The sequence below is a fragment of the Gemmobacter aquatilis genome, from assembly GCF_900110025.1.
Classification (GTDB): Bacteria; Pseudomonadota; Alphaproteobacteria; order Rhodobacterales; family Rhodobacteraceae; genus Gemmobacter; species Gemmobacter aquatilis.
On the sequence record NZ_FOCE01000004.1, the window covers coordinates 261,747 to 284,281 of the forward strand.

The following is a 22,535-nucleotide window of genomic DNA, read 5'->3' on the forward strand; positions in this document are numbered from 1 at the left end:
TTGTTGGATATGAATGACCGTCACGCGGAACGGCTGTTCCTGCGCGGCCCTTTTGTTGGTGAAAAAGGGGCCGCATCTGCGGCCCCTTTTCAGGTTCAGCTGATCTGGCGCATGGCGTGGCGGCGCTTTTCGGTCGCGGCCATGTCTACCGTTTCGGCTTCGAGATCGACGACGACCCCGTAAGCCTCTTTCGCGTGCTGGGCGCTGTAATAGCCGTCCAGCACATCTTCCAGCACCTTCAGGGCGGGGCGGTTCAGCGGGTCGCCGTAACCGCCGCCATTCGGGCTGTAATAGGTCATCACGTCATCCGCATCGACGGCGAGGCCCGAGAATTTGGAATACATCTCCTTCTCCTCGCCCGGGTGGCCGGGGTTGGTGAGGGTGCATTTGCCCACCGCCCCGTCGCTGCCGCCAAAGATGCCCCAAGGCGCTTCGGTATGGCGTTCGGATTCGTGGGTAATGAAGGCCGGGGTCAGCACCCGCTGCGCCTTGACCACGCCGATGCCTCCGCGAAACTCGCCCGCGCCCGGCGGCACGTCATCGCGCAGCTCGTAGCGGTCGCAGATCATCGGGATGTGCATCGCCAGATCTTCCAGCGGGTTGTTGCGGGTATTGGCCATCAGGTTGTCGATGCTGTCCGGCCCGTCCGACCGGGGGCGCCCGCCATAGGCGCCCTCGTTCACCTCCAGAAATACCCAGTAATCGCCCGAAGGCCGCACACCCGAATAGGCCGCGAAGCTGATCGAGGCGGAGGAGCCGGCGATCACCTGTTCCGGCATCACCGGGGCCAGCGCGCGGATGATCAGGTCGATCATCCGGTTGCACTGGGTGAACCGCGCCTCGGCCGAGGCCGGGGCCTTGGGGTTGAAGATCGACCCCAGCGGCGCCGTGACCTTGATCGGGCGGAACGAACCTTCGTTCGACGGCACGCGGATATCCGACACGGCGGAATCCAGCAGCAGCTTGCGGAACCCGGCATAGGCGGCGACCTTTGTCGAGCCTTCGAAGGGCACGTTATAGGCGGTGGGGGTCTGGTCGGCGGAGCCGGTCAGATCGACCTCCACCTCGTCGCCGCGCACCCGCACGGTGACCTTGACCTTCAGCCGTTTGTCGCGGTTGCGGCCATCATCGTCCAGCCAGCCTTCGGCGGTGTAATCGCCATCCGGGATTTCGCTGATCCGCTGGCGGGTCATCCGTTCGGAATAGTCCATCAGCTGATTGGCGGCGGCGAACACGATGTCTTCGCCGTATTTCTCCAGCAGTTCGACAAAGCGCTTGGCGCCCAGCCGGGCCGAGGCGACCTGTGCCTCGATATCCGCGACCAGTTGCTGTGCTGCGCGGCTGTTGCGGCGGATGTAGTTCCACATCGCATTGTTGGGCTGGCCCTTGCGATAGAGCTTGGTGCCCGCGAACAGCATGCCTTCGGCGAACACATCCGGCACGTCGATGATCAGCCCCGGCGTGGCGGCGCCGATATCGACATGGTGGGCGGTGTTGCCGGCAAAGCCGACAAGGCGGCCCTGAAAGAACACCGGCACGACAATGGCAAGATCCGGCGTATGCGAGGCGCCGTGATAGGGGTGGTTGTGCACCACCACGTCATCCTCATACCACTCGTCATCTTCCAGCGTTTCGGCGATGCCACGCAGATAGCCGGGGATCGAGCCGATATGCATCGGCGTGGATTCGGATTCGCACAGCGTGTTGAAATGCGCGTCAAACAGCCCGGCGCCAAGATCCTGGCTTTCGCGGATGATCGACGAAAAGGACATGCGATAGAGCACATGGCCCATCTCTTCGGCGATGGTCTCGAAACTGCCGCGGATCACTTGCAGCGTGATCGGATCGACGGTTGTGGCGGGGGCAGGTCTGGTCATCTGGTTCATCGGTTCGACCTTTCTCATGCGCCAATGCGGTGGATGCGGGTATTGCCATAGTCCAGCGTCTCGGCGACCCAGCCGGGGGGAACGAGCGTGGTGGCATTGTGCTGGTGCAGGATCGCGGGGCCGGGCACGCGGTCGCCAGCCAGCAGTTTCGTGCGGTCATAGCGCGGGGTTTCCAGCGTGCGGCCATCGTCGAAGGTGGTGGTGCGCACGAACATCAGCGCCCGGTCGATGCTCGATCCATCCGTTGCCGCGATGGTCGGGATCTCGATCCGCCGGACCGAGGCCGAACCGATGGCGCGGATGGTGATCAGTTCCACCTCGGCGGTGCGATAGCTGTAGCCGTAATCGAGCTGGTGCTGATCGTGGAAACTGTCGGTGATGACGTGGCGGTTGGCATCCGTCACCGGCCCGTCGGGCATGGCGGCGCGCAGCTCGAACCCCTGACCGTGATAGCGACATTCGGCCACGACCGTGATCCTCTGCTGATCGCGCGGGATGTCGTCATTGTCCAGCTCGGCCTGAACCCGGCCCTGCAGGGTGGCGACAGCGGCGTTGATGCGGGCGAATTCGGCGGGCCCGGCCTTCATCAGCTCCACGATCACCGCTTCGGTGTATTCATATTGCAGATCGGTTTTCAGCAGGCCCACGGCGGCGGTGATGCCCGGCGCCACTGGCACGATCACATCGCGGCAGGCCATCGCCTCGGCCAGCGCCACGCCATGCAGCGGGCCAGCGCCGCCAAAGGGCATGATGGAAAACTCGCGCGGGTCGATGCCGCGGGCGACCGAGTTCGACCGGATCGCCAGCGCCATGTTGCTGTTGATGATCTTCAGCACGCCAAGGGCGGCTTCCTTCACCGTCATGCCCAGCGGTTTGGCAATCTTTTCCTCGATCGCCTTGTGCGACAGCGCCGCGTCCAGCTTCAGATCGCCGCCCAGGGCCATGTCGGGGTCCAGCCGCCCCAGCACGATCTGCGCATCGGTGACGGTGGGTTCTGTGCCACCCCTGCCATAGCAGGCGGGTCCGGGTTCCGACCCGGCAGAACGCGGTCCGACATGGAAGGCCCCGGCTTCGTCCAGATAGGCGACCGAGCCGCCGCCCGCGCCGATGGTCACCAGATCAATCATCGGCGTCAGCACCGGATGGCCCGACACATAGGTATCGCGCGGGTTCATGATCTTCACCACGCCACCGGGGATGGTGGAAATATCTGCCGAGGTGCCGCCGATATCCACGGTGATGATATTGGGCACGCCCGCCATTTCGCCTTCCGACGCGCCGCCGATCACCCCGCCCGCAGGGCCAGACATCAGGATGCGCACCGGACGTTTGGCGCAGGCATCGACCGTGGACACGCCGCCATTCGATTGCATGATGCGCAGTTTCGAGGTGACGCCCGCCTCGCGCAGCCGGGAGTCCAGATCGCGCAGATAGAAGGCGGTTTTCGGCCCGACATAAGAGTTCATCGCGGCGGTCGAAAACCGCTCGTATTCCCGCATCACATTCGCCACTTCGGACGACAGCGTGACATAGGCGCCGGGCAGTTCCTCCAGCACGATCTCTTTCGCGCGGCGTTCATGGGCGTCGTTCAGGAAGGCGAACATGAAGCCGATGACGATGGAGTTGATGCCGCGCTTGCGGAACAGGGCGCAGGCCTCGCGCACCGCCTGTTCATCCAGCGGTTCGACGATCTCGCCGGTCGGCGGCAGGATGCGTTCACGCACGGCGATGCGGTTGCGGCGCTTGACCAGCGGCTGGCTTTGCCACGGCACGTCGAAATGCAGCGAGAAATTGTAAGGGCGCTTGTGCCGCCCGATATGCAGGATGTCGCGGAACCCGTGGGTGGTGATCATCCCGCATTCCGAGCCGTTATGCTCGATGGTGATATTGGTCGCGGTGGTCGTGCCGTGCACGATCATCTCCACGTCGGTCGTGTCGATGCCCGCCTTGCGGCAGATGCCCTGCACCCCTTCCACCACCCCGATGGACTGGTTTTTCAGCGTGGTGGGCACCTTGTGGTAAAAGACGCCCTTGGTGCATTCCAGCACGAGGTCGGTATTCGTTCCGCCAACGTCGACGCCGATTCTGGCCATGTCTGAACTCCTGTTGGTTGGCCCCCCGCCTGTCCTGCGGCAGGGTGGCAGCCGCCGGAGCCTGCGCCCCGGCGGCCCGATCCCTTACTCGGCGGCGATCTTCTGGGCGGCCAGCCCGTCGATATAGGCCACGCATTCATCAACCGTATGCACGTCGCCGAACTTGGCGTCGATGTCGAACAGGTTCCAGGCCACGGCGCCCGGCACCCGGTCGCCAATCGCCTCTTTCACCGCGATGGTGCGGAAGCCGTCGGCGATGCCGTCGCAGATCGTCTGGCGCACGCAGGCACAGGCGGTCACGCCGGTCACCAGGATCGTGTCCACGCCATTGGCCCGCAGGATACCGGCCAGTTCGGTGCCGTGGAAGGACGAGGCGCGCTTTTTCAGCAGGGTATATTCGCCCTTCACCGGCGCGATGCGGCTGTCGATCGCCCAGAGATCCTTGTTCGCCAGATCGACCACATCCACCGGGATCTTGTTGTGCCACAGGCCCATGTCGGTGAAATCGGCGTTGCGGTCGGTGATTTCATAGGCGGTGGTCACATGCACCACCGGCAGATCGGCGGCGCGGAAGGCTTTCAGCAGCTTCTGCATGCCGGGGATGATCTCGTTGTCCATCTTCTCCTGATCGCAGGTGAAGGGATTGCCGGGGCGGGTCCAGGCATTGGCGAGATCCACGCTCACCAGAGCCGGGCGCTTGCCGAAGCCGACACGGCGCTGAAAGCCGCGCTGCTGGTACAGCTTGCTGGCCGTGTCGAAGGCCTGCTGCAGCAGCCGGTCCAGTTCCTTGGCATCAACTTCGCTCATGGTCGTTCTCCTGTTTTTCAGTGGCGGCCCTGTCGCGGGCGGCCTTGGGGCTGGAGCAGGCGGCCTGCTGTCGGGCGCCGCTCTGTCCTCACTATCCCGCGTGGATTGACGCGGGGGAAATGGCGTGTCAGCAATTATTATTGTCCGCCACGCATCAATCCGGCGGCAGGAGGGCGGCGTGCATGAACGGACCTGCCGGGCTGGACAATATCCAGTCGTTTCTGATCCTCGCGGAGGAGCTGAACTTCCGCCGCGCGGCGGAGCGGCTCAATCTCGACCAATCCGCCTTGACCCGGCGCATCCAGAAGCTGGAACATGCGGTTGCCTTCAAGCTGCTGGAACGCACCACGCGCGAGGTGTCGCTGACGCAGGCGGGGCAGCAATTCTATGCCGACAACGCCCATCTGTTGCGCCGCTACGAAGAAACGATCACCGCCGCCCGGCGTATTGCCGAAGGAAAATCGGGCCTTCTGCGCATCGGTTACATGGCCTTCGCCGCGACCGAGGTGATGCCCTCTGCCGTGGCCCGGTTCCGCGCGGCGCATCCGCATATCGACGTGGACCTGCGCTATATCCGCACGCAGGGGCAGAAGCTGGCCCTGGCCAAGGACGAGATTGATGTGGGGTATCTGATCGGGCCGTTCGACCATTCCGAATATCACAGCGTCCAACTGACCGCCGAGCCGCTGTATGTGGTGACGCCGCGCAATCACCCTTTGCTGCACCGCACCAGAATCACCCCTGCCGATCTGGCGGATCAGGACATCATTCTGGGTGACATGCGGGAATGGGACGAATATCGCTGGCGGCTGAACGACCTGTTCAACAGCGAGGGCGTGTCGCTGCGGGTGACGCTGGAGGCTTCGAATACGCTGGCCTTGCTGGGGCTCGTCGCGGCGGGGCTGGGGGTGACGATCTACCCCGAAAGCCTGATCGGCTTTCTGGGCCGCAATGTCGAGGTGCGCCAGATCATGCATCCGGGGTTCCGCAGCCGGACCGCGCTGGTGTGGAAACGCACCAACCGCAGCCAGCAGGTGCGCACCTTTGTTGAACTGGCACGCCACCTTGCTGCGCGCTGACCCGCGCGTACCGACCCCAGGGCGCCGGAAATCCCGTGTGGCCCCGTGGGTACTTGCGGACGCTGCAGCCCGAAGCCGTCGCGCCGCTATTGGGCTACCAGGACCAAATGCCACTCCCTGCAGTGGCGATTTGCTCTTATCCTTGTGGCCATGACCCGCGCGGGGTCCGGCTGCAGACCTTCGGGCGCCCAGCCAAACCGAGGGACGAGACAAAGATCTGGGGGGCGGGGTGTGAAAGCCCCCGGTAGGACCGATGGCGACTTATGCCGAGCTTGATCTGCCGGAAGACGGCCAGTTGTCGCGCAACATCCTGTGGTTCGCCCGGGCGCTGCGCAAGGCGGGGTTGCCGATCGGCACGGGCCGGGTGATCGACGCGATCCGCGCGGTCGAGGCGGTGGGGTTCACCGAGCGGCGCGATTTCTACTGGACGCTGCACGCCTGTTTCGTCAGCCGCCCGGAACATCGCGCGGTGTTCAATCAGGTCTTCCGGCTCTACTGGCGCGACCCGCGCTATATGGAACATATGATGAGCCTGATGCTGCCCGCCATTCGCGGCGTGCAGGAAGAACGTGCCGCCGAGGCCGCCGAGAAACGCGCGGCCGAGGCGCTGCTGGATGGCGCCAACCGCGACCTGCCCGACCAGAAGGAAGAACCGGGCGCCGAGGAGCAGGTGGAGATTGACGCCTCGGCCACCATGGCACGGGAAGAACGGCTGAAAACGCTGGATTTCGAACAGATGTCGGTGGCCGAAATCGCCGAGGCGAAGCGGATGCTGGCCAAACTGGCGCTGCCGGTGAAGCCCTTGCCCTCGCGCCGGTTGATCGCCGATGCGCTGGGGCGGCGGGTGGACGGGCGGCGCACGCTGCGCGACAGCCTGCGCAAGGGCGGCGAGATCACCGCGCTGGCGCATCGCGCACCCGCCACGCGCTGGCCCAACCTTGTGGTGATCTGCGACATTTCGGGGTCGATGTCGCAATATTCCCGGATGGTGCTGCATTTCCTGCACGCGGTGGCCAATCGCAAGGGGCAGGGCTGGGCACGGGTGCATGGCTTCACCTTTGGCACGCGGCTGACCAATATCACCCGGCATCTGCGGCAAAAGGATGTGGATGCGGCGCTGAAGGCGGCGGGGGCCGAGGCGCAGGATTGGTCGGGCGGCACGCGGATCGGCGCCTGTCTGCACGCCTTCAACCGCGACTGGTCGCGCCGGGTGCTGGGGCAGGGGGCGGTGGTGCTGCTGATCACCGACGGGCTGGACCGCGACGATACCGGGCAACTGGGGCGCGAGATGGAGCGGTTGCACCTGTCGGCCCGCCGCCTGATCTGGCTGAACCCGCTGCTGCGCTGGGAGGGGTTTGCGCCCAAGGCCACCGGCATCCGCGCGATGATGCCGCATGTCGATGCCTTCCGCGCAGGCCATTCCATCGCCTCGCTGGAGGCTTTGGCGCGGGCGATTTCCGATCCCGGCGACGGGGGCGAACGGGCGCGGATGCTGCGGCTGATGGCCGGGGACTGATCGGCCCTTCCGATCAGCAAGCCCCGCTGACGCCATGGTGATGTTCATCCACGAACAGACCCTGTTCATAGGCGCTGAATTGTGCGCTTTGGCCCGGATTGGCTACACTTCGCGGGTGCAGCATTGCCTGCGATCCCTTCAGACGGAGTGTCCCCGTGATCCGCCTTTCCGCCCTTTCCCTGCTTGGCGCGCTTGTCGCCGCCCCGGTCCTTGCCGCCCCGGAAGCCTATGTGCTTGACCCGAGCCACAGCCAGATCGTGTTCAGCTACAACCACCTCGGCTATTCCACCGGCTATGGCATGTTTTCGGGCTTCGAGGGCAAGATCGCCTTCGATCAGGCCGAACCGGCCGCGTCGAGCGTCGAAGTGTCCTTCCCGGTCAAGACCATGCTGACCGGCTGGCAGGCGCGGTTCGATCACTTCATGTCGCCCGATTTCTTCGGCGCCACCGATGACGAGATGGTGAGCTTCAAATCCACCGCCATCGAAGTGACCGGCGAGAAGACCGCCAAGATCACCGGCGACCTGACGCTGAACGGCGTGACCAAGTCCATCGTGCTGGACGCCGCGCTGACCCAGGTGATGGAACACCCGATGGAGAAGAAGCCCTGGGCTGGCTTCACCGGCACCACGACCCTGCTGCGCAGCGACTACAATCTGGGCATGTTCGCCCCCTATGTCAGCGACGAAGTTCAGGTGCAGATCTCGATCGAGGCGAAGAAGGCCGACTGAGCCTTTCGTCTTCAGGTGCGATGAAACGAAGGCCGGGGGGAAACCCCCGGCCTTTTCCTTTGCTGATCCTGCGTGGCGGGGCCATGAAAAAGGCGGCGCCCTTTATCGGGGCGCCGCCTGTGTGCGGGGGATGGGGATCAGCGGCGGGTGGCGGTCAGGTTCACCGCGACCTCGGCGTTGAAGCCGATGGTCGCCTCGTCGCCATAGCTGGCGCCCATGCCGAAGGCGCGGCGGTCCAGCGTCACCTTGCCCGCCATCTCTGCCGTGTCGCCGGTGAGGGTGAGCGTGAAGGGCAGCGCCAGCGGCAGGGTGACCCCGCGCAGCGTCAGCGTGCCTTGCGCGATATAGCCGTTGGCGGCGGGCAGGATGTCGGCCTCGAACACGGCCGTCGGGTGCTGCGCCACGTCAAAGAATTCGGCCCCCTTGGCCTGATCGGTGACAGAGCCGAGCGTCAGGGTGCGGGTGTCGATGCTGACCCGCACATGGCCATTCTTGCCCTCCACCGGGGTTTCGTCAAAGCGGATCTCGGCGGCCCAGTCCGGCAGGCTGCCGGAAACCGCGGCCCCCATCTGCTGGATGGTGAAGCCCAGCGTCCCGGTGGTGACCTGCCAGTTGCCTGCCGTCTGCACCGGCGCTGTGGCCTGCGGCGCCGGAGCTGTGGCCTGTGCTGCGGGGGCTGCGGGCGGCGGTGCGGTCATCGACACGGCGGCGAAGGCGCCTGCCGCATAGAGCCCCAGCGCCACGAGGATCGGCGCGCGCGGATGGCGGGCACTGGTCTTTCCGGCCTCGGCCCCGCGCGTCATGCGGGCCAGCGTGCCGTCCCGGTCAATTAGCGCATGTTTCAGCGCGCCAAGGATGTGCAGCGCGACGCTGGCGATCAGCAGTTTGGAAAACAGCCAGTGCAGCGTGGTGGCAATGGTCGCCACGGTTTCGGATTTCGCCACGAAGGGCAGGTTTTGCCCGAAGGGCCACAGGATCGGCGCGAAGCCCTCGACGGCGGCGTGATGCACCCAGCCCGACAGCGGCACTGCCAGCATCGAGATATACAGCGCCCAATGCACGGTTTCGGCGGCCAGCGTCTCCAGCCGCCGTTCCGGGTGCAGCGGCGCGGGGCGCGGCTGGCTGAGCGCCCAGAGGATGCGGGCCAGCGCCACAAAAAAGGCCGCGACGCCGATGGTCTTGTGGATCGAGAAGATCTGCGCCTTGGCGGCCAGCGTTTCCGCCGTGTCATAGGGCAGATCTTCGGCGTAAAGGCCAAGGCCGATGGCCGACAGGATCAGCAAGGCGGTCAGCCAGTGCAGGCTGCGGGCAACGCTGCCATAGCGGGTGGGGGCGTTCTGGGCGGGCATGGGTGGCTCCTCTGTGCTGCGGCGCAGCATAGCAGGGCGGGGCAGGCGGCGGAACCGGGGCGGGCCGCACAGCGCCTGTGCGGGCCTGCAGGGCAGGCTCACGAAAGATTGCGCAACCGGGCGGGGCGGGGTAAGCCTGCGGTGAAATTCAGGTTGGAGGGCATATGAGCCGCGCATTCGTTTTCCCCGGTCAGGGGGCGCAGACCATCGGCATGGGCAAGGCACTGGCCGAGGCCTATCCCGCCGCGAAAGCGGTGTTCGACGAGGTGGATGAGGCGCTGGGCGAAAAGCTCTCCACCCTGATCTGGGAGGGGGATATTGCCGCGCTGACGCTGACGCAGAACGCCCAGCCCGCGCTGATGGCGACCTCGATCGCAGCGCTGCGGGCGCTGGAGACCGAAGGGATCGGCATCGCGACGGCCTCTTTCGTGGCGGGGCATTCGCTGGGCGAATATTCGGCGCTCTGTGCCGTGGGTTCGCTGGGGCTGAGCGATACGGCGCGGTTGCTGCGCATCCGCGGTCAGGCCATGCAAGAGGCGGTGCCGGTAGGTGTGGGCGCCATGGCGGCGCTGCTGGGGCTGGATTTCGAGACCGCGATGGCGGTGGCCGCCGAGGCGGCGCAGGGCGAGGTCTGTCAGGCGGCCAATGACAACGATCCGGCGCAGGTGGTGGTGTCCGGCCACAAGGCGGCGGTGGAACGCGCGGTCGAGATCGCCAAGGCGCGCGGCGCCAAGCGGGCGCTGATGCTGCCGGTCAGCGCGCCGTTCCATTGCGCGCTGATGCAGCCCGCCGCCCATGTGATGGCCGAGGCGCTGGCGGCGGTGACCATTGAAAACCCGGCGGTGCCGGTGGTGGTGAACGTGCGCGCCGAAGCGGTGACAGAGGCCAGCCGCATCCGCGACCTGCTGGTCGCGCAGGTGACCGGATCGGTGCGCTGGCGCGAAAGTGTGGAATGGATGGTCGGCGCCGGAGTGACCGAGTTCTGGGAAATCGGCGCGGGCAAGGCGCTGTCGGGCATGATCAAGCGGATTGCCAAGGAAACCACGCAGCGCGCGGTCGGCACGCCCGAGGATGTGGCGGCAGCAAAGGGCTGAGGCCGATTTTTCTGCGAAAAATCGCGGCGCGGTATCGGGGCAAAGCCGCGGGACGGGGCCGTCGCGGGGGGCTGTCTGCCCCCCACGGCCTGCGGCCTCCCCCCGAGGGGATTTGGGCAAAGAAGAAGCCAGCGGGGCTGGGTTTCTGGGAAAGGCGGAACGATGTTTGACTTGAGCGGAAAGAATGCGCTGGTCACCGGCGCGTCGGGCGGGATCGGCGGCGATATCGCGCGGGCACTGCACAAGGCGGGGGCCACGGTCACGCTGTCGGGCACGCGGCTGGCGCCGCTGGAGGCGCTGGCGGCAGAACTGGGCGACCGGGTGCATGTGGCGACCTGCGATCTGTCCGATGCGGCCAGTGTCGAGGCGCTGCCCAAGGCAGCGGTTGCGGCGATGGGATCGGTCGATGTGCTGGTGAACAATGCCGGGATCACCCGCGACAACCTGTTCATGCGCATGTCGGATGATGAATGGCAGTCGGTGATCGACGTGAACCTGACCTCCACCTTCCGGCTGTGCCGGGGTGTGCTGCGCGGCATGATGAAGGCGCGCTGGGGGCGGATCGTGAACATCTCCTCGGTGGTGGGGGCCACGGGCAACCCGGGTCAGGGCAATTATGCCGCTTCCAAGGCGGGCATGGTCGGCATGTCGAAATCGCTGGCGGCCGAGGTGGCCAGCCGTGGCATCACCGTGAACTGTGTGGCGCCGGGCTTCATCACCACCGCGATGACCGACAAGCTGAATGATGAGCAGAAGGCGCGAATCCTGACGCAGGTCCCGGTCGGGCGCATGGGCGATCCGGGGGAAATCGCGGCGGCGGTGCTGTATCTGGCCAGCCCCGAGGCGGGATATGTCACCGGCACGACGCTGCATGTCAATGGCGGCATGGCGATGATCTGACGCTGCGATGCGACTGCGGCAATCCGGCTGGCGGAGCCTGTGGAAAGGGTTTGCCAAGCTCTTGCCCGCTTGCTATAGCCCCGAACGCAACCACCATTGACCGCAAGGCTTTGGTGCCCTGCCGAACGCGGGGGAACGAGCTTCGGGGCAACCCGTGGCAGGGACACCAGACCGGGGGCCACCCCGTAACGATATGAGGAAGTGACATGAGCGACATCGCGGATCGCGTGAAGAAGATCGTCGTCGAGCATCTCGGCGTCGAAGAAGACAAGGTGACCGAGAACGCCTCGTTCATCGACGATCTGGGCGCGGACAGCCTCGACACCGTCGAGCTGGTGATGGCCTTCGAAGAAGAGTTCGGGATCGAGATTCCGGATGACGCTGCCGAAACAATCCAGACCTTCGGCGATGCCGTGAAGTTCATCTCGGGCGCTGTCTGAGGCGACCGCTTTGCCGCCAGGAACAGGGCGCCCCTGCGGGCGCCCTTTTTCTTTGGCCCGGCTGCGGCTTCTTCTTTGCCCAAATACCCATCTGACCGCGCCGCTACGCGGTCGCCCGGCGGGGTGAGCTGCGGGCGATGCTTTCCATGGCAATCGTCAGGCGGGGGCTCGATGCCCCCGACGGACGGGCTCTCGTCGGAAAACGTCGCGGCTGCCGATATCTGCCTTGTCGTCTGCGGTTCCCTGCCGTCCAGGGCCGGTGTTGGCTAAGGCCTAATGTTGCCTAAGGAAACTCGGGCGTGTATCACCTCGGGGCAGAACGCGCCCCGCCGGGGCTTCGAAAGAGGGAAATGCCGATGCGTCGTGTTGTTGTCACGGGTCTTGGAATGGTGACACCGCTGGCTTGCGGGGTTGAGGAAACCTGGAGCAGGCTTCTGGCTGGCCAGTCCGGCGCCGGGCCGATCACGCGGTTCGATGCGTCCAATGTCGTGACCCAATATGCCTGCGAAATACCGCTGGGCGATGGCAGCAACGGCACCTTCAACCCCGATGACTGGATGGAGCCGAAGGACCGCCGCAAGGTGGATGATTTCATCCTTTACGGCATGGCCGCCGCCGTGCAGGCCGTCCGCGATGCGGGATGGGAGCCGCAGGACGAGGAAAGCCGTCAGCGCACTGGCGTCATGCTGGGCTCTGGTATCGGCGGGCTTTCGACGATTGCCGACACGGCGGTTCTGATCAAGGAAAAGGGGCCGAAGCGGGTGTCGCCCTTCTTCATCCCCGGCGCGCTGATCAACCTGATTTCGGGGCAGGTGTCGATCCGCTTCGGCTTCAAGGGGCCAAACCATGCGGTGGTGACGGCCTGTTCCACCGGCGCCCATGCGATTGGAGATGCGGCGCGGCTGATCCAGTGGGGCGATGCCGATGTGATGGTCGCGGGCGGCGCCGAAAGCCCGATTTCCGAAATCGGCATCGCGGGGTTCAACGCCTGCAAGGCGCTTTCGACCAAGCGCGCCGATGATCCGACCAAGGCCAGCCGGCCCTATGATGCCGACCGTGACGGGTTTGTCATGGGCGAAGGCGCGGGCGTCGTCGTGCTGGAGGAATATGAGCACGCCAAGGCGCGCGGTGCGAAGATCTATGCCGAGGTGCTGGGCTATGGTCTGTCGGGCGATGCCTATCACATCACCGCACCGGCCGAGGATGGGGACGGCGGCTATCGTTCCATGGCGGCGGCGTTGAAGCGAGCCGGGATCACGCCGGACCAGGTGGATTACATCAACGCGCACGGCACCTCGACCATGGCCGACACGATCGAGCTGGGCGCGGTGGAGCGGTTGATGGGGGATGCGGCGGCCAAGGCCACGATGTCCTCCACCAAGTCGAGCATCGGGCATCTGCTGGGGGCGGCTGGTGCGGTGGAGGCGATCTTCTGCGTGCTGGCAATCCGCGATCAGGTGGCGCCGCCGACGATCAATCTGGATAACCCGGCGGTGACGCCGAAACTGGATCTTGCGGCCAACAAGGCAGTGCACCGCAAGATCGACATCGCGCTGTCCAATTCCTTTGGCTTTGGTGGCACCAATGCCTCGCTGGTGCTGGGGCGGGTGCAGGATTGATGTGGCGCTCCATCGCCTCGAACGCGCTGACGCTGTTCATCGTGCTGCTGATCGCGGCGGCGGGGCTGCTGGCCTGGGGGCGCAACCAGTATAGCGGGCCGGGGCCGCTGGCGCAGGCGATCTGCGTCAAAGTGGACAAGGGCGCCTCGCTGAGCGAGGTGAGCCGCAATCTGGAAGCGCAGGGCGCGGTGTCGGATGCGCGGATCTTCCGCATCGGGGCGGATTACTCGGGCAAGGCCAAGGGCTTGAAATTCGGGTCTTATCTGGTGCCGGAGGGCGCCTCGATGGCACAGGTGCTGGACATCCTGACCCAAGGCGGGGCTTCGACCTGCGGGCGTGAGGTGAATTACCGGATCGGCGTGGCCAAGGCCGAGATCATCCTGCGCGAGTTGGATGCGGCTTCGGGCAGCTATGTCGAGGTGGCGAAGTTCGATCCGGCGGTGGAACCGGCGCCGCAGGCCTATGCCGCGGCGGTGCAGGAGGGGGATCTGCGCTGGCAGGTCACGCTGGCCGAAGGGGTGACGAGCTGGATGGTGACCGAGAGCCTGAAACACGCAGATTTCCTTGACGGATCAATTGCTTCCGTGCCGCCCGAGGGCAGCCTTGCCCCGGATGGTTATGAGGTGGAACAGGGCGGCGCGCGCGAGGAGGTTCTGGCGCGGATGCAGGCGGCGCAGACGCAGATCATCGCCGATCTGTGGGCCGCGCGGGCCGAGGGGCTGCCCTATGACACGCCGGAAGAAGCGATGGTCATGGCATCCATCGTGGAGAAGGAGACGGGGATCGCCGAAGAGCGCAAGCTTGTGGCAAGTGTCTTCGTCAACCGATTGAAACAAGGGATGAAATTGCAGACCGACCCCACGGTGATCTATGGCATCACCAAGGGCGAGGGCGTGCTGGGCCGCGGGCTGCGCGCAAGCGAGCTTCGCCGGGCAACCCCTTACAATACCTATGTAATCGACGGTTTGCCGCCGACCCCCATCGCCAATCCGGGCCGGTTGTCGATCGAGGCGGCGCTGAACCCCGAAAGCAGCGATTTCCTGTTCTTCGTGGCCGATGGCACGGGCGGGCATGTCTTCGCCAAAACGCTGGCCGAGCATAACGAGAACGTCGCCAAATGGCGCGCCATCGAGGCGCAACAGGGAACCCCCGACGCGGGCGGCGTGCAGGGGAACTGAGCGCCGAAAAGGGGGGGTGACATCGGTACACCCCCTGTTCACCCCTGGTGCGCCTGCTGTCGGGCGGATTTTGGGGGATGCGTGAAGGCCTGAAATGGGGGGCGGAGCGCGTGAGTCGCGCTGCGCCTTACGCCCCCGGTCCGCTTTGACAGTCTTGCAGTTTCGGCAGGCCGTCGGGTGCGCGGTCCAGCGGTTGCACCGTCACATCCAGACAAGAGGCGATCTCGCGCATCCGGGCCGCAATGGCATGGAGGGGCGCGCTACGGATTGTTTGGGGTGCAGGGTGATAAAGTCGGGCTTTCAGGAAGATCAGCGGATCGGGTGGGTAGGCGGCGTAGAGGACGCAGAAAAGCAGCGCGTCCGTCCTCGGGTTGAGGTCGCACGATACCGAAAAATTTGCCGACGGATCTGTCGGGATCATCACGACGGAACCTTGCCCGTTCTCGTGATACGAGCGGGTCTCGAATCCGGGAAGCTGGAAGCGTTCCGGGATGTGGCTTGTGTATCTGAAGCGGGAAGCTAGAGTTCCCGCCTTGCCTGCCTCGCCCCATTCCCACAGTCTGGCGGCGGTCTTGATGCTGGGATGGGCCATCTCGATATGGAAGACGGTTGGGCCGAGAGCGGGATCGGCGTCGAGGATGGGCTTCAGCCAGTCGATTTCGTTCATCGGTACGAAATCGGGATCGCGGCGCATCTTTGCGACCTCGATGCCAAGATCGAAGGTCCGCGTGTTCAGAGTGACGAGATGGCCGGGGTCTGGGTCTGCATGAAGGGCCTTTGCGAGGCCGATGGCCATCAGGGCTGCAATCAATACGCGCAACATGGGTGCCTCGTTCCCTTCAAGGGCGTTCTGTTTTGGGTGTAAGACCCTGGGTCGTTTCGCGCAAGCGCAAGCCTGTATGGAAGCCATGGCATGGACGTGACCCGGCCTGTTGCTGTGTCAGGCCGGTGCGCGGCACTGTCTGCCCGGCGGGGAAGATCGGGCTTTGCAAAAATGTCCAAGATATCAAGGCAGGCCCCGGATGGGGCATTTTTCTTGGGTGTTGCGCGTCGTCCCTTGTGGCGTGCTATGCGTTAACATATTGAAAATACAATAATATTTGACATCCCGCTCAACCTGGGCTAATGATTGTCCCATGCTAGAAGACAGGGTGAGCTTTGGGGCCGGGGAACCGGGGCCTTGGTTTTCCCGATCACTCGTGCGGAGGCATGAGAGGCGGGCACAGCAGTATGACGATGAAATTCTCCGCAGGGGAACACGAGCCTGAAGCTTTGCTGCGGGCAACGGAAGAACTGTATCTGGACGTGGCGCAGGAGCTGGCCGCGGCAACCGAAAGGCTGCGGCAGGGCGATCTGGAGGTCAGGGGGGCCATGCAGGCCGTCAAGGATCTGCGCGCCGCGTTCCAGCTGGTCATGGATGAGAGGACACGCGTTGACAAACTCCGCAAGCAGGTTGCCGGGGTCGCAGGAGGCCCCGGAGAGCTGGATTTCGCCGCGGCGCGGGACGAGATCGGGCGCAGGCTGGCTCGCCTCCGTGACGCCGGATGTGGTGGATGAGTTTCTGGCGGGCCTGAGCGGCGGGGCGCTGCTGGCGCTGCCCTGGATGTTCGAATTCTGGGCGCTGCCGCATCAACTGCCGCCTGAGGGGGCCTGGAAGACCTGGGTCATCATGGGCGGGCGCGGCGCGGGCAAGACGCGGGCCGGGGCGGAATGGGTGCGCGCGCAGGTGGAAGGCGCGCGCCCCGCCGACCCCGGCCGGGCGCGGCGGGTGGCGCTGGTGGGCGAGACGGTGGATCAGGTGCGCGAGGTGATGGTGTTCGGCGAAAGCGGGATATTGGCCTGTTCCCCCCCGGATCGGCGGCCGGTGTGGGAGGCCACGCGCAAGCGGCTGGTCTGGCCGAATGGCGCGGTGGCGCAGGTGTTTTCGGCGCATGAGCCGGAGGCGCTGCGCGGGCCGCAGTTCGATGCGGCCTGGGTGGACGAGCTGGCGAAGTGGAAGAAGGCCGAGGAGACCTGGGATCAGTTGCAATTCGCGCTGCGTCTGGGGGCGCATCCGCAGCAGGTGGTGACGACGACGCCGCGCAATGTGGCGGTGCTGAAGGCGATCCTGAACAACCCGTCCTCGGTGCTGACACATGCGCCGACCGATGCGAACCGCGCCCATCTGGCGGCGAGCTTTCTGGAGGAGGTGCAGGCGCGCTATGGCGGCACGCGGGCCGGTCGGCAGGAATTGGGCGGCGAGCTGGTGGAGGATGCCGAGGGCGCGCTGTGGACGGCGGCGATGCTGGAGCGGGGCCGGGTGGAGCAGTTGCCGGTGTTCAGCCGGGTGGTGGTGGCGGTGGACCCGCCGGTCAGCGGGCACAGCGGTTCCGACGCATGCGGGATCGTGGTGGTGGGCGCGGTGACCGAGGGGCCGGTGCAGGACTGGCGCGCGGTGGTGCTGGAGGATGCGTCTGTGCAGGGCGCCTCGCCCGATGCCTGGGCGCGGGCGGCGCTGGCGGCGATGGCGCGGCATGGCGCGTCGCGGCTGGTGGCGGAGGTTAATCAGGGCGGCGATCTGGTGCAATCGGTGATCCGGCAGGTGGACCCGCTGGTGCCCTATCGCGCGGTGCGGGCCAGCAAGGGCAAGGTGGCGCGGGCGGAGCCGGTGGCGGCGCTGTACGAGCAAGGGCGGGTGAGCCATGTGCGGGGGCTGGCGCGGCTGGAGGACCAGATGTGCCGGATGACCACGCGGGGGTTTGAGGGCAAGGGCTCGCCCGACCGGGTGGATGCGCTGGTCTGGGCGCTGACGGCGCTGATGATCGAGCCGGGGCAGGCGGCGCAGCGCCCGCAGGTGCGGGTGTTGTAGGGGTGAAGTGGCTGACCCCCTCCCTGGCCCTCCCCCTGCAGGGGGAGGGGAGTGCGGGGTGGTGGGGTTGGCGCTGTTGTCGGGCCTCCCCCTCACCCTGCCCTCTCCCCCGGGGGGAGAGGGTGTGTGGCGCGGGGCGGCCTGCGGGGCGCCGGGAGTATTTGGACCAGGGTGAAGCTGGATCGTGGGGCTGTGCTTGCGGGCATGGCGAGGCGGGCGCTTGCCCGGATGAAGGAGTGAGGCGGGATGGTGTTCGATTTCCTGCGGCGGGCCGAAAAGGCGGTGCCGGAGACGAAAGCCTCGGCGGCGGGGCGGCTGGTGGCCTATGGCGGGTCGGGGCGGGTGGCGTGGAGCCCGCGCGATGCCGGGTCGCTGGTGAAGAACGGCTTTCAGGGCAATCCGATCGGCTATCGGGCAGTGCGGCTGATTGCCGAGGCGGCGGCGGCGGTGCCTTTGGTGTTGCAGGACGAGATGCGGCGCTTTGACGGGCATCCGGTGCTGGATCTGCTGCGGCGGCCCAATGCGGTGCAGGGGCGGGCCGATCTGTTCGAGGCGCTGTATACGCAGCTTTTGCTGAGCGGGAACGCCTATCTGGAGGCGGTGCCGGGTGCCGGCAAGCTGCCGGGCGAGCTGCATGTGCTGCGATCCGACCGGATGGCGCTGGTGCCGGGGGCGGATGGCTGGCCGGTGGCCTATGACTACCGCGTTGGTGGCAAGGTGCATCGGTTTGACATGATGGGCGGGGCGGCACCGATCTGCCATATCCGCAGCTATCATCCGCTGGACGATCACTATGGGCTGTCGCCGTTGCAGGCGGCGGCGGTGGCGGTGGATGTTCATGCCGCGGCCAGTGCCTGGTCGAAGGCGCTTCTGGACAATGCGGCGCGCCCTTCGGGGGCGATTGTCTACAAGGGGGTGGAAGGCGGCGGCCTGTCGACCGAGCAATATGACCGGCTGGTGTTCGAGCTGGAAGCCAATCATCAGGGCGCGCGCAATGCCGGGCGGCCGATGCTGCTGGAAGGCGGTCTGGACTGGAAGCCGATGGGGTTCAGCCCCTCGGACATGGAGTTTCACGAGACCAAGCTGGCGGCGGCGCGCGAGATCGCCATCGCCTTTGGCGTGCCGCCGATGCTGGTCGGCATCACCGGCGACGCGACCTATGCCAATTATCAGGAGGCCAACCGCGCCTTTTACCGGCTGACGGTGTTGCCGCTGGTCGGCAAGGTGGCGGCGGCGGTGTCGCATTGGCTGGAAGGGTTCAGCGGTGCGGCGGTGGAGCTGAAGCCCGATCCGGACCAGATCTCGGCGCTGGCGGGGGAGCGGGATCAGCTTTGGGCGCGGGTCGGGGCGGCGGATTTCCTGACCGAAGGCGAGCGGCGCGCGCTGCTGGGGCTGCCGCGGATTTCGGAGCCGGAATGAGCGCGCGGGAGCGGCCGGTGCCCGCCAGCGGCTCGCGCTTTCTGTATGACAGTTTCGATGCGGCCCATGCGCGGATCGAGGCCAACGAGCGGGTGGCGGAGGCGCGCTGGAACGGGCTGGAATACCGGCTGGGCCAGATCGAAGGCACGCTGGAGCGGCTGGAAAAGCGGATCTGGCTGGGGGTTTACGGCGTTGCGGCCTTTCTGCTGGCGCAGGGGGCCGAGGCTTTGCTGAGGGCGGCAATGAGGTAGGCGATGGGATATATGCAGCAATATGGCGCGCCGGAGCGCAAGTTCGTGGCGCTGGGCGGGGCGGCGCCGGCGATCCGGGTTTCGGAGGGCGCGGTGGTGGAGGGCTATGCCAGCCTGTTCGGCGCCCGCGATCAGGGCGGCGATGTGGTGCAGGCGGGGGCTTATGCGGCATCGCTTGCGGCACTGGCCGGGGCGGGGCGGCGGGTGAAGATGCTGTGGCAGCATGACCCGGCGCAGCCGATCGGCGTCTGGGACGAGGTGCGCGAGGATGCGCGGGGCCTGTGGGTCAAGGGGCGTATCCTGATGGATGTGGAGAAGGGGCGCGAGGCGGCGGCCCTTCTGGCGGCGGGGGCGATGGACGGGCTGTCGATCGGCTATCGCACCGTCAAGGCGGAGCGCGACGGCAAGAACCGCCGCGTTCTGAGCGAGCTGGAGCTGTGGGAAGTGTCGCTTGTCACCTTTCCCATGCTGGCGGAGGCGCGGGTTTCGGCCAAGGGCGAGAGCCTGGAGGCGGAGAGCTGGCGCAGTCTGGCGCAGATCCTTGAGGATGCGCGCCAAAGCCTGGCCGACCGTTAGGCGGCCACAGGACGGGATCAACCTTTGAGGGAAGAGACGATGACCGAGAGAGAGGCTCGGGCCGGTGGCGCTTTGCCTGCGGCCCTGCATCCGGGGGCAGAAGTGGCCGCCGCGATGAGCGGGTTCCTGAAAGAGTTCAAAGGCTTTCAGACCGAGATGAAATCTGCATTGCAACAACAGGAAGAGCGACTGACCATGCTGGATCGGAAAACCATGACCTACGGCCGCCCCGCGCTTTCGGCCCATGCCGAGGTGGAAGCCCCGCATGTGAAGGCGTTCGACGCCTATCTGCGGTCGGGCGATGATGACGGGCTGCGCGGGCTGGTGCTGGAGGGCAAGGCCATGTCTACCGCCGTGGCGGCGGATGGCGGCTATCTGGTGGACCCGCGCACCTCGGAGACCATCCGGTCGATGCTGGTGGCCACATCGTCGTTGCGGGCGATTGCAAATGTGGTGCAGGTGGACGGGCCGTCGTTCGATGTGCTGATCGACCGGAGCGAGGTCGGTTCGGGCTGGCAGACGGAAACCGGATCGGTGAGCGAGAGTGCGACCCCGGCGGTGGAGCGCATCTCGATCAAGCTGCACGAGCTGTCGGCGATGTCGAAGGCCAGCCAGCGCCTGCTGGATGACAGCGCCTTTGACGTGGAAAGCTGGCTGGCGGGCCGGATCGCCACGCGGTTCATCCGGGCGGAATCGGCGGCCTTCATCAATGGTGACGGGGTGGACAAGCCGAAGGGCATTCTGCTGCCCGCCAAGGTGGCCAATGCTAGCTGGACCTGGGGGTCTTTGGGCTATGTGCCCACCGGGGCGGCGGCGGATTTTGCCACGACCAATGCGGCGGATTGCATCATCTCGCTGGTCTATGCGCTGGGGGCGGATTACCGCGCCAATGCGGCCTTCGTGATGAATTCCAAGACGGCGGGGGCAGTGCGCAAGATGAAGGATGCGGATGGCCGCTTCATGTGGTCGGACGGGCTGGCGGCGGCGGAACCGGCGCGGCTGATGGGGTATCCGGTGCTGGTCTGCGAGGATATGCCGGATATTGCGGCCAATACCTATCCGATTGCCTTCGGCGACTTCCAGTCGGGCTATACCGTGGCCGAACGCCCGGATCTGCGGGTGCTGCGCGACCCGTTCTCGGCCAAGCCGCATGTGCTGTTCTATGCGTCCAAGCGCGTGGGGGGCGACATTACCGATTACGCCGCGATCAAGCTGCTGAAGATCGCCACGGCCTGATCGGGTGACGGATGGCCCGGCGGGTTGCGCCGGGCCAGCGGACGCGCGCCGGTGACGCGCCTTCTAGCAGCCTCCCCCTCCGTCCGAGTGGTGCGGGGCGCGCGTCCGACCCCCTGGAGGGGATGAGGGAGCAGAAACATGATGTTGATCGAACAGACGACGGTGCCGGGGGCGGCGCTGCCGGTTCAGGCGCTGAAGGATCATCTGCGGCTGGGCAGCGGTTTCGCCGATGGCGCGATGCAGGACGGGCTGGTGGAAAGCTATCTGCGCGCGGCCATGGCGGCGGTGGAGGGGCGGATCGGCAAGGCGCTGATCGCGCGGGTGTTCAAGCTGGTGCTGCCCGACTGGCGCGACCCGGCGGGGCAGGCGCTGCCGGTGGCGCCGGTGAGTGCGGTGGAGAGTGTGACGCTGGTGGACAGCGCGGGGGCGGGCACGGTGGTGGCAGCGTCGCGCTATCGGGTGATGCCGGACCGGCACCGCCCGCGTCTGGTGGCGCTGGGCACGCTGCTGCCAAGCGTGCCGGTGGATGGGCAGGTGGAGGTGGTGTTCACCGCCGGGTTCGGGGCGAGCTGGGCAGCGGTGCCCGCCGATCTGCAACAGGCGGTGCTGCTGCTGGCGGCGGAATATTACGAACACCGGCTAGAAGCGGCGCAGGCGGGCGCTGTGCCGCGCGCGGTGCAAGCGCTGATCGAGCGCTGGCGCAATGTGCGGGTGCTGGGCGGGGGGGCGGCATGAGCGGGCCGGTGCTGGCGCGGCCCTTGGTGCTGGAGGCGCGGCAGGCCGTGGCGGATGGCGCGGGCGGCTATGTGGAAAGCTGGGTGGGGCTTGGCACGCTGTGGGCCGAGGTGCTGCCGGGGGCGGGGCGCGATGTTGCCGGGCCGGAGGCGGTTCTGACCTCGGTGCCCTATCGCATCACGGTGCGGGGCGCGCCGCAGGGCGCGCCGTCGCGCCCGGTGGCGGGGCAGCGGTTCCGCGATGGCGGGCGGATCTTCGCCATTCTGGCGGTGACGGAACGCGATGGCGGCGGGTTCTACCTGACCTGTTTCGCCCGAGAGGAGGGTGGGGCATGAGCTATGGCGGGGCGGCGGCATTGCAGGCGGCGGTCTATGCGCGGCTGGTGGCGGACCTGCCGGATGTGGCGGTGCATGACGCGCTGCCGCCGGGCGGCGCGGGGGAAACCTTTGTCATCCTTGGGCCGGAAGAGGCGGTCGATGCCTCGGACGCCAGCGGCGCGGGGGCAGAGCATCGCTTTGTCATCAGCGTGATTTCGGATGCGGCGGGCTTTCTGGCGGCGAAGGAGATCGCGGTGCGCATTTCCGACGCGCTGCTGGGGGCGGGGCTGGTGCTGGCGCGCGGGCGGGTGGTCTGGCTGGGCTTCGTGAAAGCGCAGGCGCGGCGGCTGGAGGCGGGGGCTGCGCGGCGGATCGACCTGCGTTTCGTGGCGCGGATCGAGGACTGATCGAACAATTGCTGCGGTCTTTCTGCGGATAAGTCGCAGCATTCAGCATGAAAT

General features: G+C 66.4%; 22 protein-coding genes. 17 read left to right on the top strand and 5 right to left on the bottom strand.

Going from position 1 to position 22,535, the window contains the following annotated elements:
• Positions 1-95: 95 nt before the first annotated feature.
• The 3 genes from BMX43_RS09690 to BMX43_RS09700 form a co-directional block, all read right to left on the bottom strand.
• Positions 96-1,904, bottom strand: a complete 1,809-nt coding sequence (locus tag BMX43_RS09690) for a hydantoinase B/oxoprolinase family protein (protein WP_245749432.1) — start codon at positions 1,902-1,904, stop codon at positions 96-98.
• Positions 1,901-3,979 (bottom strand): hydantoinase/oxoprolinase family protein, encoded by a 2,079-nt coding sequence (locus BMX43_RS09695; protein WP_091300772.1) that lies wholly within the window; start codon positions 3,977-3,979, stop codon positions 1,901-1,903. The genes BMX43_RS09690 and BMX43_RS09695 overlap by 4 nt, the downstream gene beginning before the upstream one ends.
• A gap of 84 nt (positions 3,980-4,063) precedes the next feature.
• On the bottom strand, positions 4,064-4,786 hold the full coding sequence (locus tag BMX43_RS09700) for an isochorismatase family protein (protein ID WP_091300773.1): 723 nt from the start codon (positions 4,784-4,786) through the stop codon (positions 4,064-4,066).
• A gap of 182 nt (positions 4,787-4,968) precedes the next feature.
• Here BMX43_RS09700 and BMX43_RS09705 point away from each other — a divergent pair, with 182 nt between their 5' ends.
• From BMX43_RS09705 to BMX43_RS09715, 3 genes are all read left to right on the top strand, one after another.
• Positions 4,969-5,865: a LysR family transcriptional regulator gene (locus BMX43_RS09705; RefSeq protein ID WP_091300775.1), complete on the top strand. Its 897-nt coding sequence runs from the start codon at positions 4,969-4,971 to the stop codon at positions 5,863-5,865.
• Between the two features lie 253 nt (positions 5,866-6,118).
• Positions 6,119-7,381, top strand: a complete 1,263-nt coding sequence (locus tag BMX43_RS09710; protein WP_091300777.1) for a vWA domain-containing protein — start codon at positions 6,119-6,121, stop codon at positions 7,379-7,381.
• A gap of 158 nt (positions 7,382-7,539) precedes the next feature.
• Positions 7,540-8,112 carry a YceI family protein gene (locus BMX43_RS09715; RefSeq protein ID WP_091300897.1) on the top strand — a complete coding sequence of 191 codons (573 nt, stop codon included), beginning with the start codon at positions 7,540-7,542 and terminating at the stop codon, positions 8,110-8,112.
• 137 nt (positions 8,113-8,249) lie between these two features.
• Here the strand turns inward: BMX43_RS09715 and BMX43_RS09720 are convergent, their stop codons facing one another.
• The gene (locus BMX43_RS09720; protein ID WP_091300779.1) at positions 8,250-9,461 is read right to left on the bottom strand and encodes a cytochrome b/b6 domain-containing protein; all 1,212 of its coding nucleotides are present in this window, start codon (positions 9,459-9,461) and stop codon (positions 8,250-8,252) included.
• 164 nt (positions 9,462-9,625) lie between these two features.
• On the opposite strand from BMX43_RS09720, the gene fabD reads away from it, so the two are divergent.
• The 5 genes from fabD (at position 9,626) to mltG (ending at position 14,692) form a co-directional block, all read left to right on the top strand.
• Positions 9,626-10,555, top strand: coding sequence for an ACP S-malonyltransferase (gene fabD, locus BMX43_RS09725; protein ID WP_091300781.1), 930 nt, complete (start codon positions 9,626-9,628; stop codon positions 10,553-10,555).
• 162 nt (positions 10,556-10,717) lie between these two features.
• The gene (gene fabG, locus BMX43_RS09730) at positions 10,718-11,455 is read left to right on the top strand and encodes a 3-oxoacyl-ACP reductase FabG (protein WP_091300783.1); all 738 of its coding nucleotides are present in this window, start codon (positions 10,718-10,720) and stop codon (positions 11,453-11,455) included.
• 206 nt (positions 11,456-11,661) lie between these two features.
• Positions 11,662-11,895, top strand: coding sequence for an acyl carrier protein (locus BMX43_RS09735; RefSeq protein ID WP_091300786.1), 234 nt, complete (start codon positions 11,662-11,664; stop codon positions 11,893-11,895).
• Between the two features lie 356 nt (positions 11,896-12,251).
• Positions 12,252-13,514 carry a beta-ketoacyl-ACP synthase II gene (gene fabF / locus BMX43_RS09740; protein ID WP_091300899.1) on the top strand — a complete coding sequence of 421 codons (1,263 nt, stop codon included), beginning with the start codon at positions 12,252-12,254 and terminating at the stop codon, positions 13,512-13,514.
• Positions 13,514-14,692: an endolytic transglycosylase MltG gene (gene mltG, locus BMX43_RS09745; protein ID WP_091300788.1), complete on the top strand. Its 1,179-nt coding sequence runs from the start codon at positions 13,514-13,516 to the stop codon at positions 14,690-14,692. The genes fabF and mltG overlap by 1 nt, the downstream gene beginning before the upstream one ends.
• 127 nt (positions 14,693-14,819) lie before the next feature.
• Here the strand turns inward: mltG and BMX43_RS09750 are convergent, their stop codons facing one another.
• Positions 14,820-15,515: a hypothetical protein gene (locus BMX43_RS09750; RefSeq protein WP_091300790.1), complete on the bottom strand. Its 696-nt coding sequence runs from the start codon at positions 15,513-15,515 to the stop codon at positions 14,820-14,822.
• Positions 15,516-15,922: 407 nt separating this feature from the next.
• Here BMX43_RS09750 and BMX43_RS20190 point away from each other — a divergent pair, with 407 nt between their 5' ends.
• From BMX43_RS20190 to BMX43_RS09795, 9 genes are all read left to right on the top strand, one after another.
• Positions 15,923-16,249, top strand: a complete 327-nt coding sequence (locus BMX43_RS20190) for a hypothetical protein (RefSeq protein WP_091300903.1) — start codon at positions 15,923-15,925, stop codon at positions 16,247-16,249.
• Positions 16,242-17,540 (top strand): DNA-packaging protein, encoded by a 1,299-nt coding sequence (locus BMX43_RS09760; RefSeq protein WP_091300901.1) that lies wholly within the window; start codon positions 16,242-16,244, stop codon positions 17,538-17,540. The genes BMX43_RS20190 and BMX43_RS09760 overlap by 8 nt, the downstream gene beginning before the upstream one ends.
• Positions 17,541-17,786: 246 nt before the next feature.
• Positions 17,787-18,959, top strand: a complete 1,173-nt coding sequence (locus tag BMX43_RS09765; RefSeq protein WP_091300791.1) for a phage portal protein — start codon at positions 17,787-17,789, stop codon at positions 18,957-18,959.
• Positions 18,956-19,210, top strand: a complete 255-nt coding sequence (locus BMX43_RS09770; protein WP_245749433.1) for a GTA head formation protein, RCAP_rcc01685 family — start codon at positions 18,956-18,958, stop codon at positions 19,208-19,210. Before BMX43_RS09765 ends, BMX43_RS09770 begins: the two co-directional genes overlap by 4 nt.
• 3 nt (positions 19,211-19,213) lie before the next feature.
• Positions 19,214-19,786 (top strand): HK97 family phage prohead protease, encoded by a 573-nt coding sequence (locus tag BMX43_RS09775; RefSeq protein ID WP_425431798.1) that lies wholly within the window; start codon positions 19,214-19,216, stop codon positions 19,784-19,786.
• 39 nt (positions 19,787-19,825) lie between these two features.
• Positions 19,826-21,022, top strand: coding sequence for a phage major capsid protein (locus BMX43_RS09780; protein WP_091300793.1), 1,197 nt, complete (start codon positions 19,826-19,828; stop codon positions 21,020-21,022).
• A 138-nt stretch (positions 21,023-21,160) separates the two neighbouring features.
• The gene (locus BMX43_RS09785; RefSeq protein ID WP_091300795.1) at positions 21,161-21,757 is read left to right on the top strand and encodes a head-tail connector protein; all 597 of its coding nucleotides are present in this window, start codon (positions 21,161-21,163) and stop codon (positions 21,755-21,757) included.
• Positions 21,754-22,092 (top strand): head-tail adaptor protein, encoded by a 339-nt coding sequence (locus tag BMX43_RS09790; protein WP_091300797.1) that lies wholly within the window; start codon positions 21,754-21,756, stop codon positions 22,090-22,092. The genes BMX43_RS09785 and BMX43_RS09790 overlap by 4 nt, the downstream gene beginning before the upstream one ends.
• Entirely contained in the window at positions 22,089-22,481 is a 393-nt protein-coding gene (locus tag BMX43_RS09795) for a DUF3168 domain-containing protein (RefSeq protein ID WP_091300799.1), read from the top strand. Before BMX43_RS09790 ends, BMX43_RS09795 begins: the two co-directional genes overlap by 4 nt.
• Positions 22,482-22,535: the final 54 nt, after the last annotated feature.

Coding starts and splice junctions, on each gene's coding strand:
- BMX43_RS09690 (WP_245749432.1), bottom strand. CDS start 1,904: ATGAGAAAGGTCGAACCGATGAACCAGATGACCAGACCTGCCCCCGCC.
- BMX43_RS09695 (WP_091300772.1), bottom strand. CDS start 3,979: ATGGCCAGAATCGGCGTCGACGTTGGCGGAACGAATACCGACCTCGTG.
- BMX43_RS09700 (WP_091300773.1), bottom strand. CDS start 4,786: ATGAGCGAAGTTGATGCCAAGGAACTGGACCGGCTGCTGCAGCAGGCC.
- BMX43_RS09705 (WP_091300775.1), top strand. CDS start 4,969: ATGAACGGACCTGCCGGGCTGGACAATATCCAGTCGTTTCTGATCCTC.
- BMX43_RS09710 (WP_091300777.1), top strand. CDS start 6,119: ATGGCGACTTATGCCGAGCTTGATCTGCCGGAAGACGGCCAGTTGTCG.
- BMX43_RS09720 (WP_091300779.1), bottom strand. CDS start 9,461: ATGCCCGCCCAGAACGCCCCCACCCGCTATGGCAGCGTTGCCCGCAGC.
- fabD (WP_091300781.1), top strand. CDS start 9,626: ATGAGCCGCGCATTCGTTTTCCCCGGTCAGGGGGCGCAGACCATCGGC.
- fabG (WP_091300783.1), top strand. CDS start 10,718: ATGTTTGACTTGAGCGGAAAGAATGCGCTGGTCACCGGCGCGTCGGGC.
- BMX43_RS09735 (WP_091300786.1), top strand. CDS start 11,662: ATGAGCGACATCGCGGATCGCGTGAAGAAGATCGTCGTCGAGCATCTC.
- fabF (WP_091300899.1), top strand. CDS start 12,252: ATGCGTCGTGTTGTTGTCACGGGTCTTGGAATGGTGACACCGCTGGCT.
- mltG (WP_091300788.1), top strand. CDS start 13,514: ATGTGGCGCTCCATCGCCTCGAACGCGCTGACGCTGTTCATCGTGCTG.
- BMX43_RS09750 (WP_091300790.1), bottom strand. CDS start 15,515: ATGTTGCGCGTATTGATTGCAGCCCTGATGGCCATCGGCCTCGCAAAG.
- BMX43_RS20190 (WP_091300903.1), top strand. CDS start 15,923: ATGACGATGAAATTCTCCGCAGGGGAACACGAGCCTGAAGCTTTGCTG.
- BMX43_RS09765 (WP_091300791.1), top strand. CDS start 17,787: ATGGTGTTCGATTTCCTGCGGCGGGCCGAAAAGGCGGTGCCGGAGACG.
- BMX43_RS09770 (WP_245749433.1), top strand. CDS start 18,956: ATGAGCGCGCGGGAGCGGCCGGTGCCCGCCAGCGGCTCGCGCTTTCTG.
- BMX43_RS09775 (WP_425431798.1), top strand. CDS start 19,214: ATGGGATATATGCAGCAATATGGCGCGCCGGAGCGCAAGTTCGTGGCG.
- BMX43_RS09780 (WP_091300793.1), top strand. CDS start 19,826: ATGACCGAGAGAGAGGCTCGGGCCGGTGGCGCTTTGCCTGCGGCCCTG.
- BMX43_RS09785 (WP_091300795.1), top strand. CDS start 21,161: ATGATGTTGATCGAACAGACGACGGTGCCGGGGGCGGCGCTGCCGGTT.
- BMX43_RS09790 (WP_091300797.1), top strand. CDS start 21,754: ATGAGCGGGCCGGTGCTGGCGCGGCCCTTGGTGCTGGAGGCGCGGCAG.
- BMX43_RS09795 (WP_091300799.1), top strand. CDS start 22,089: ATGAGCTATGGCGGGGCGGCGGCATTGCAGGCGGCGGTCTATGCGCGG.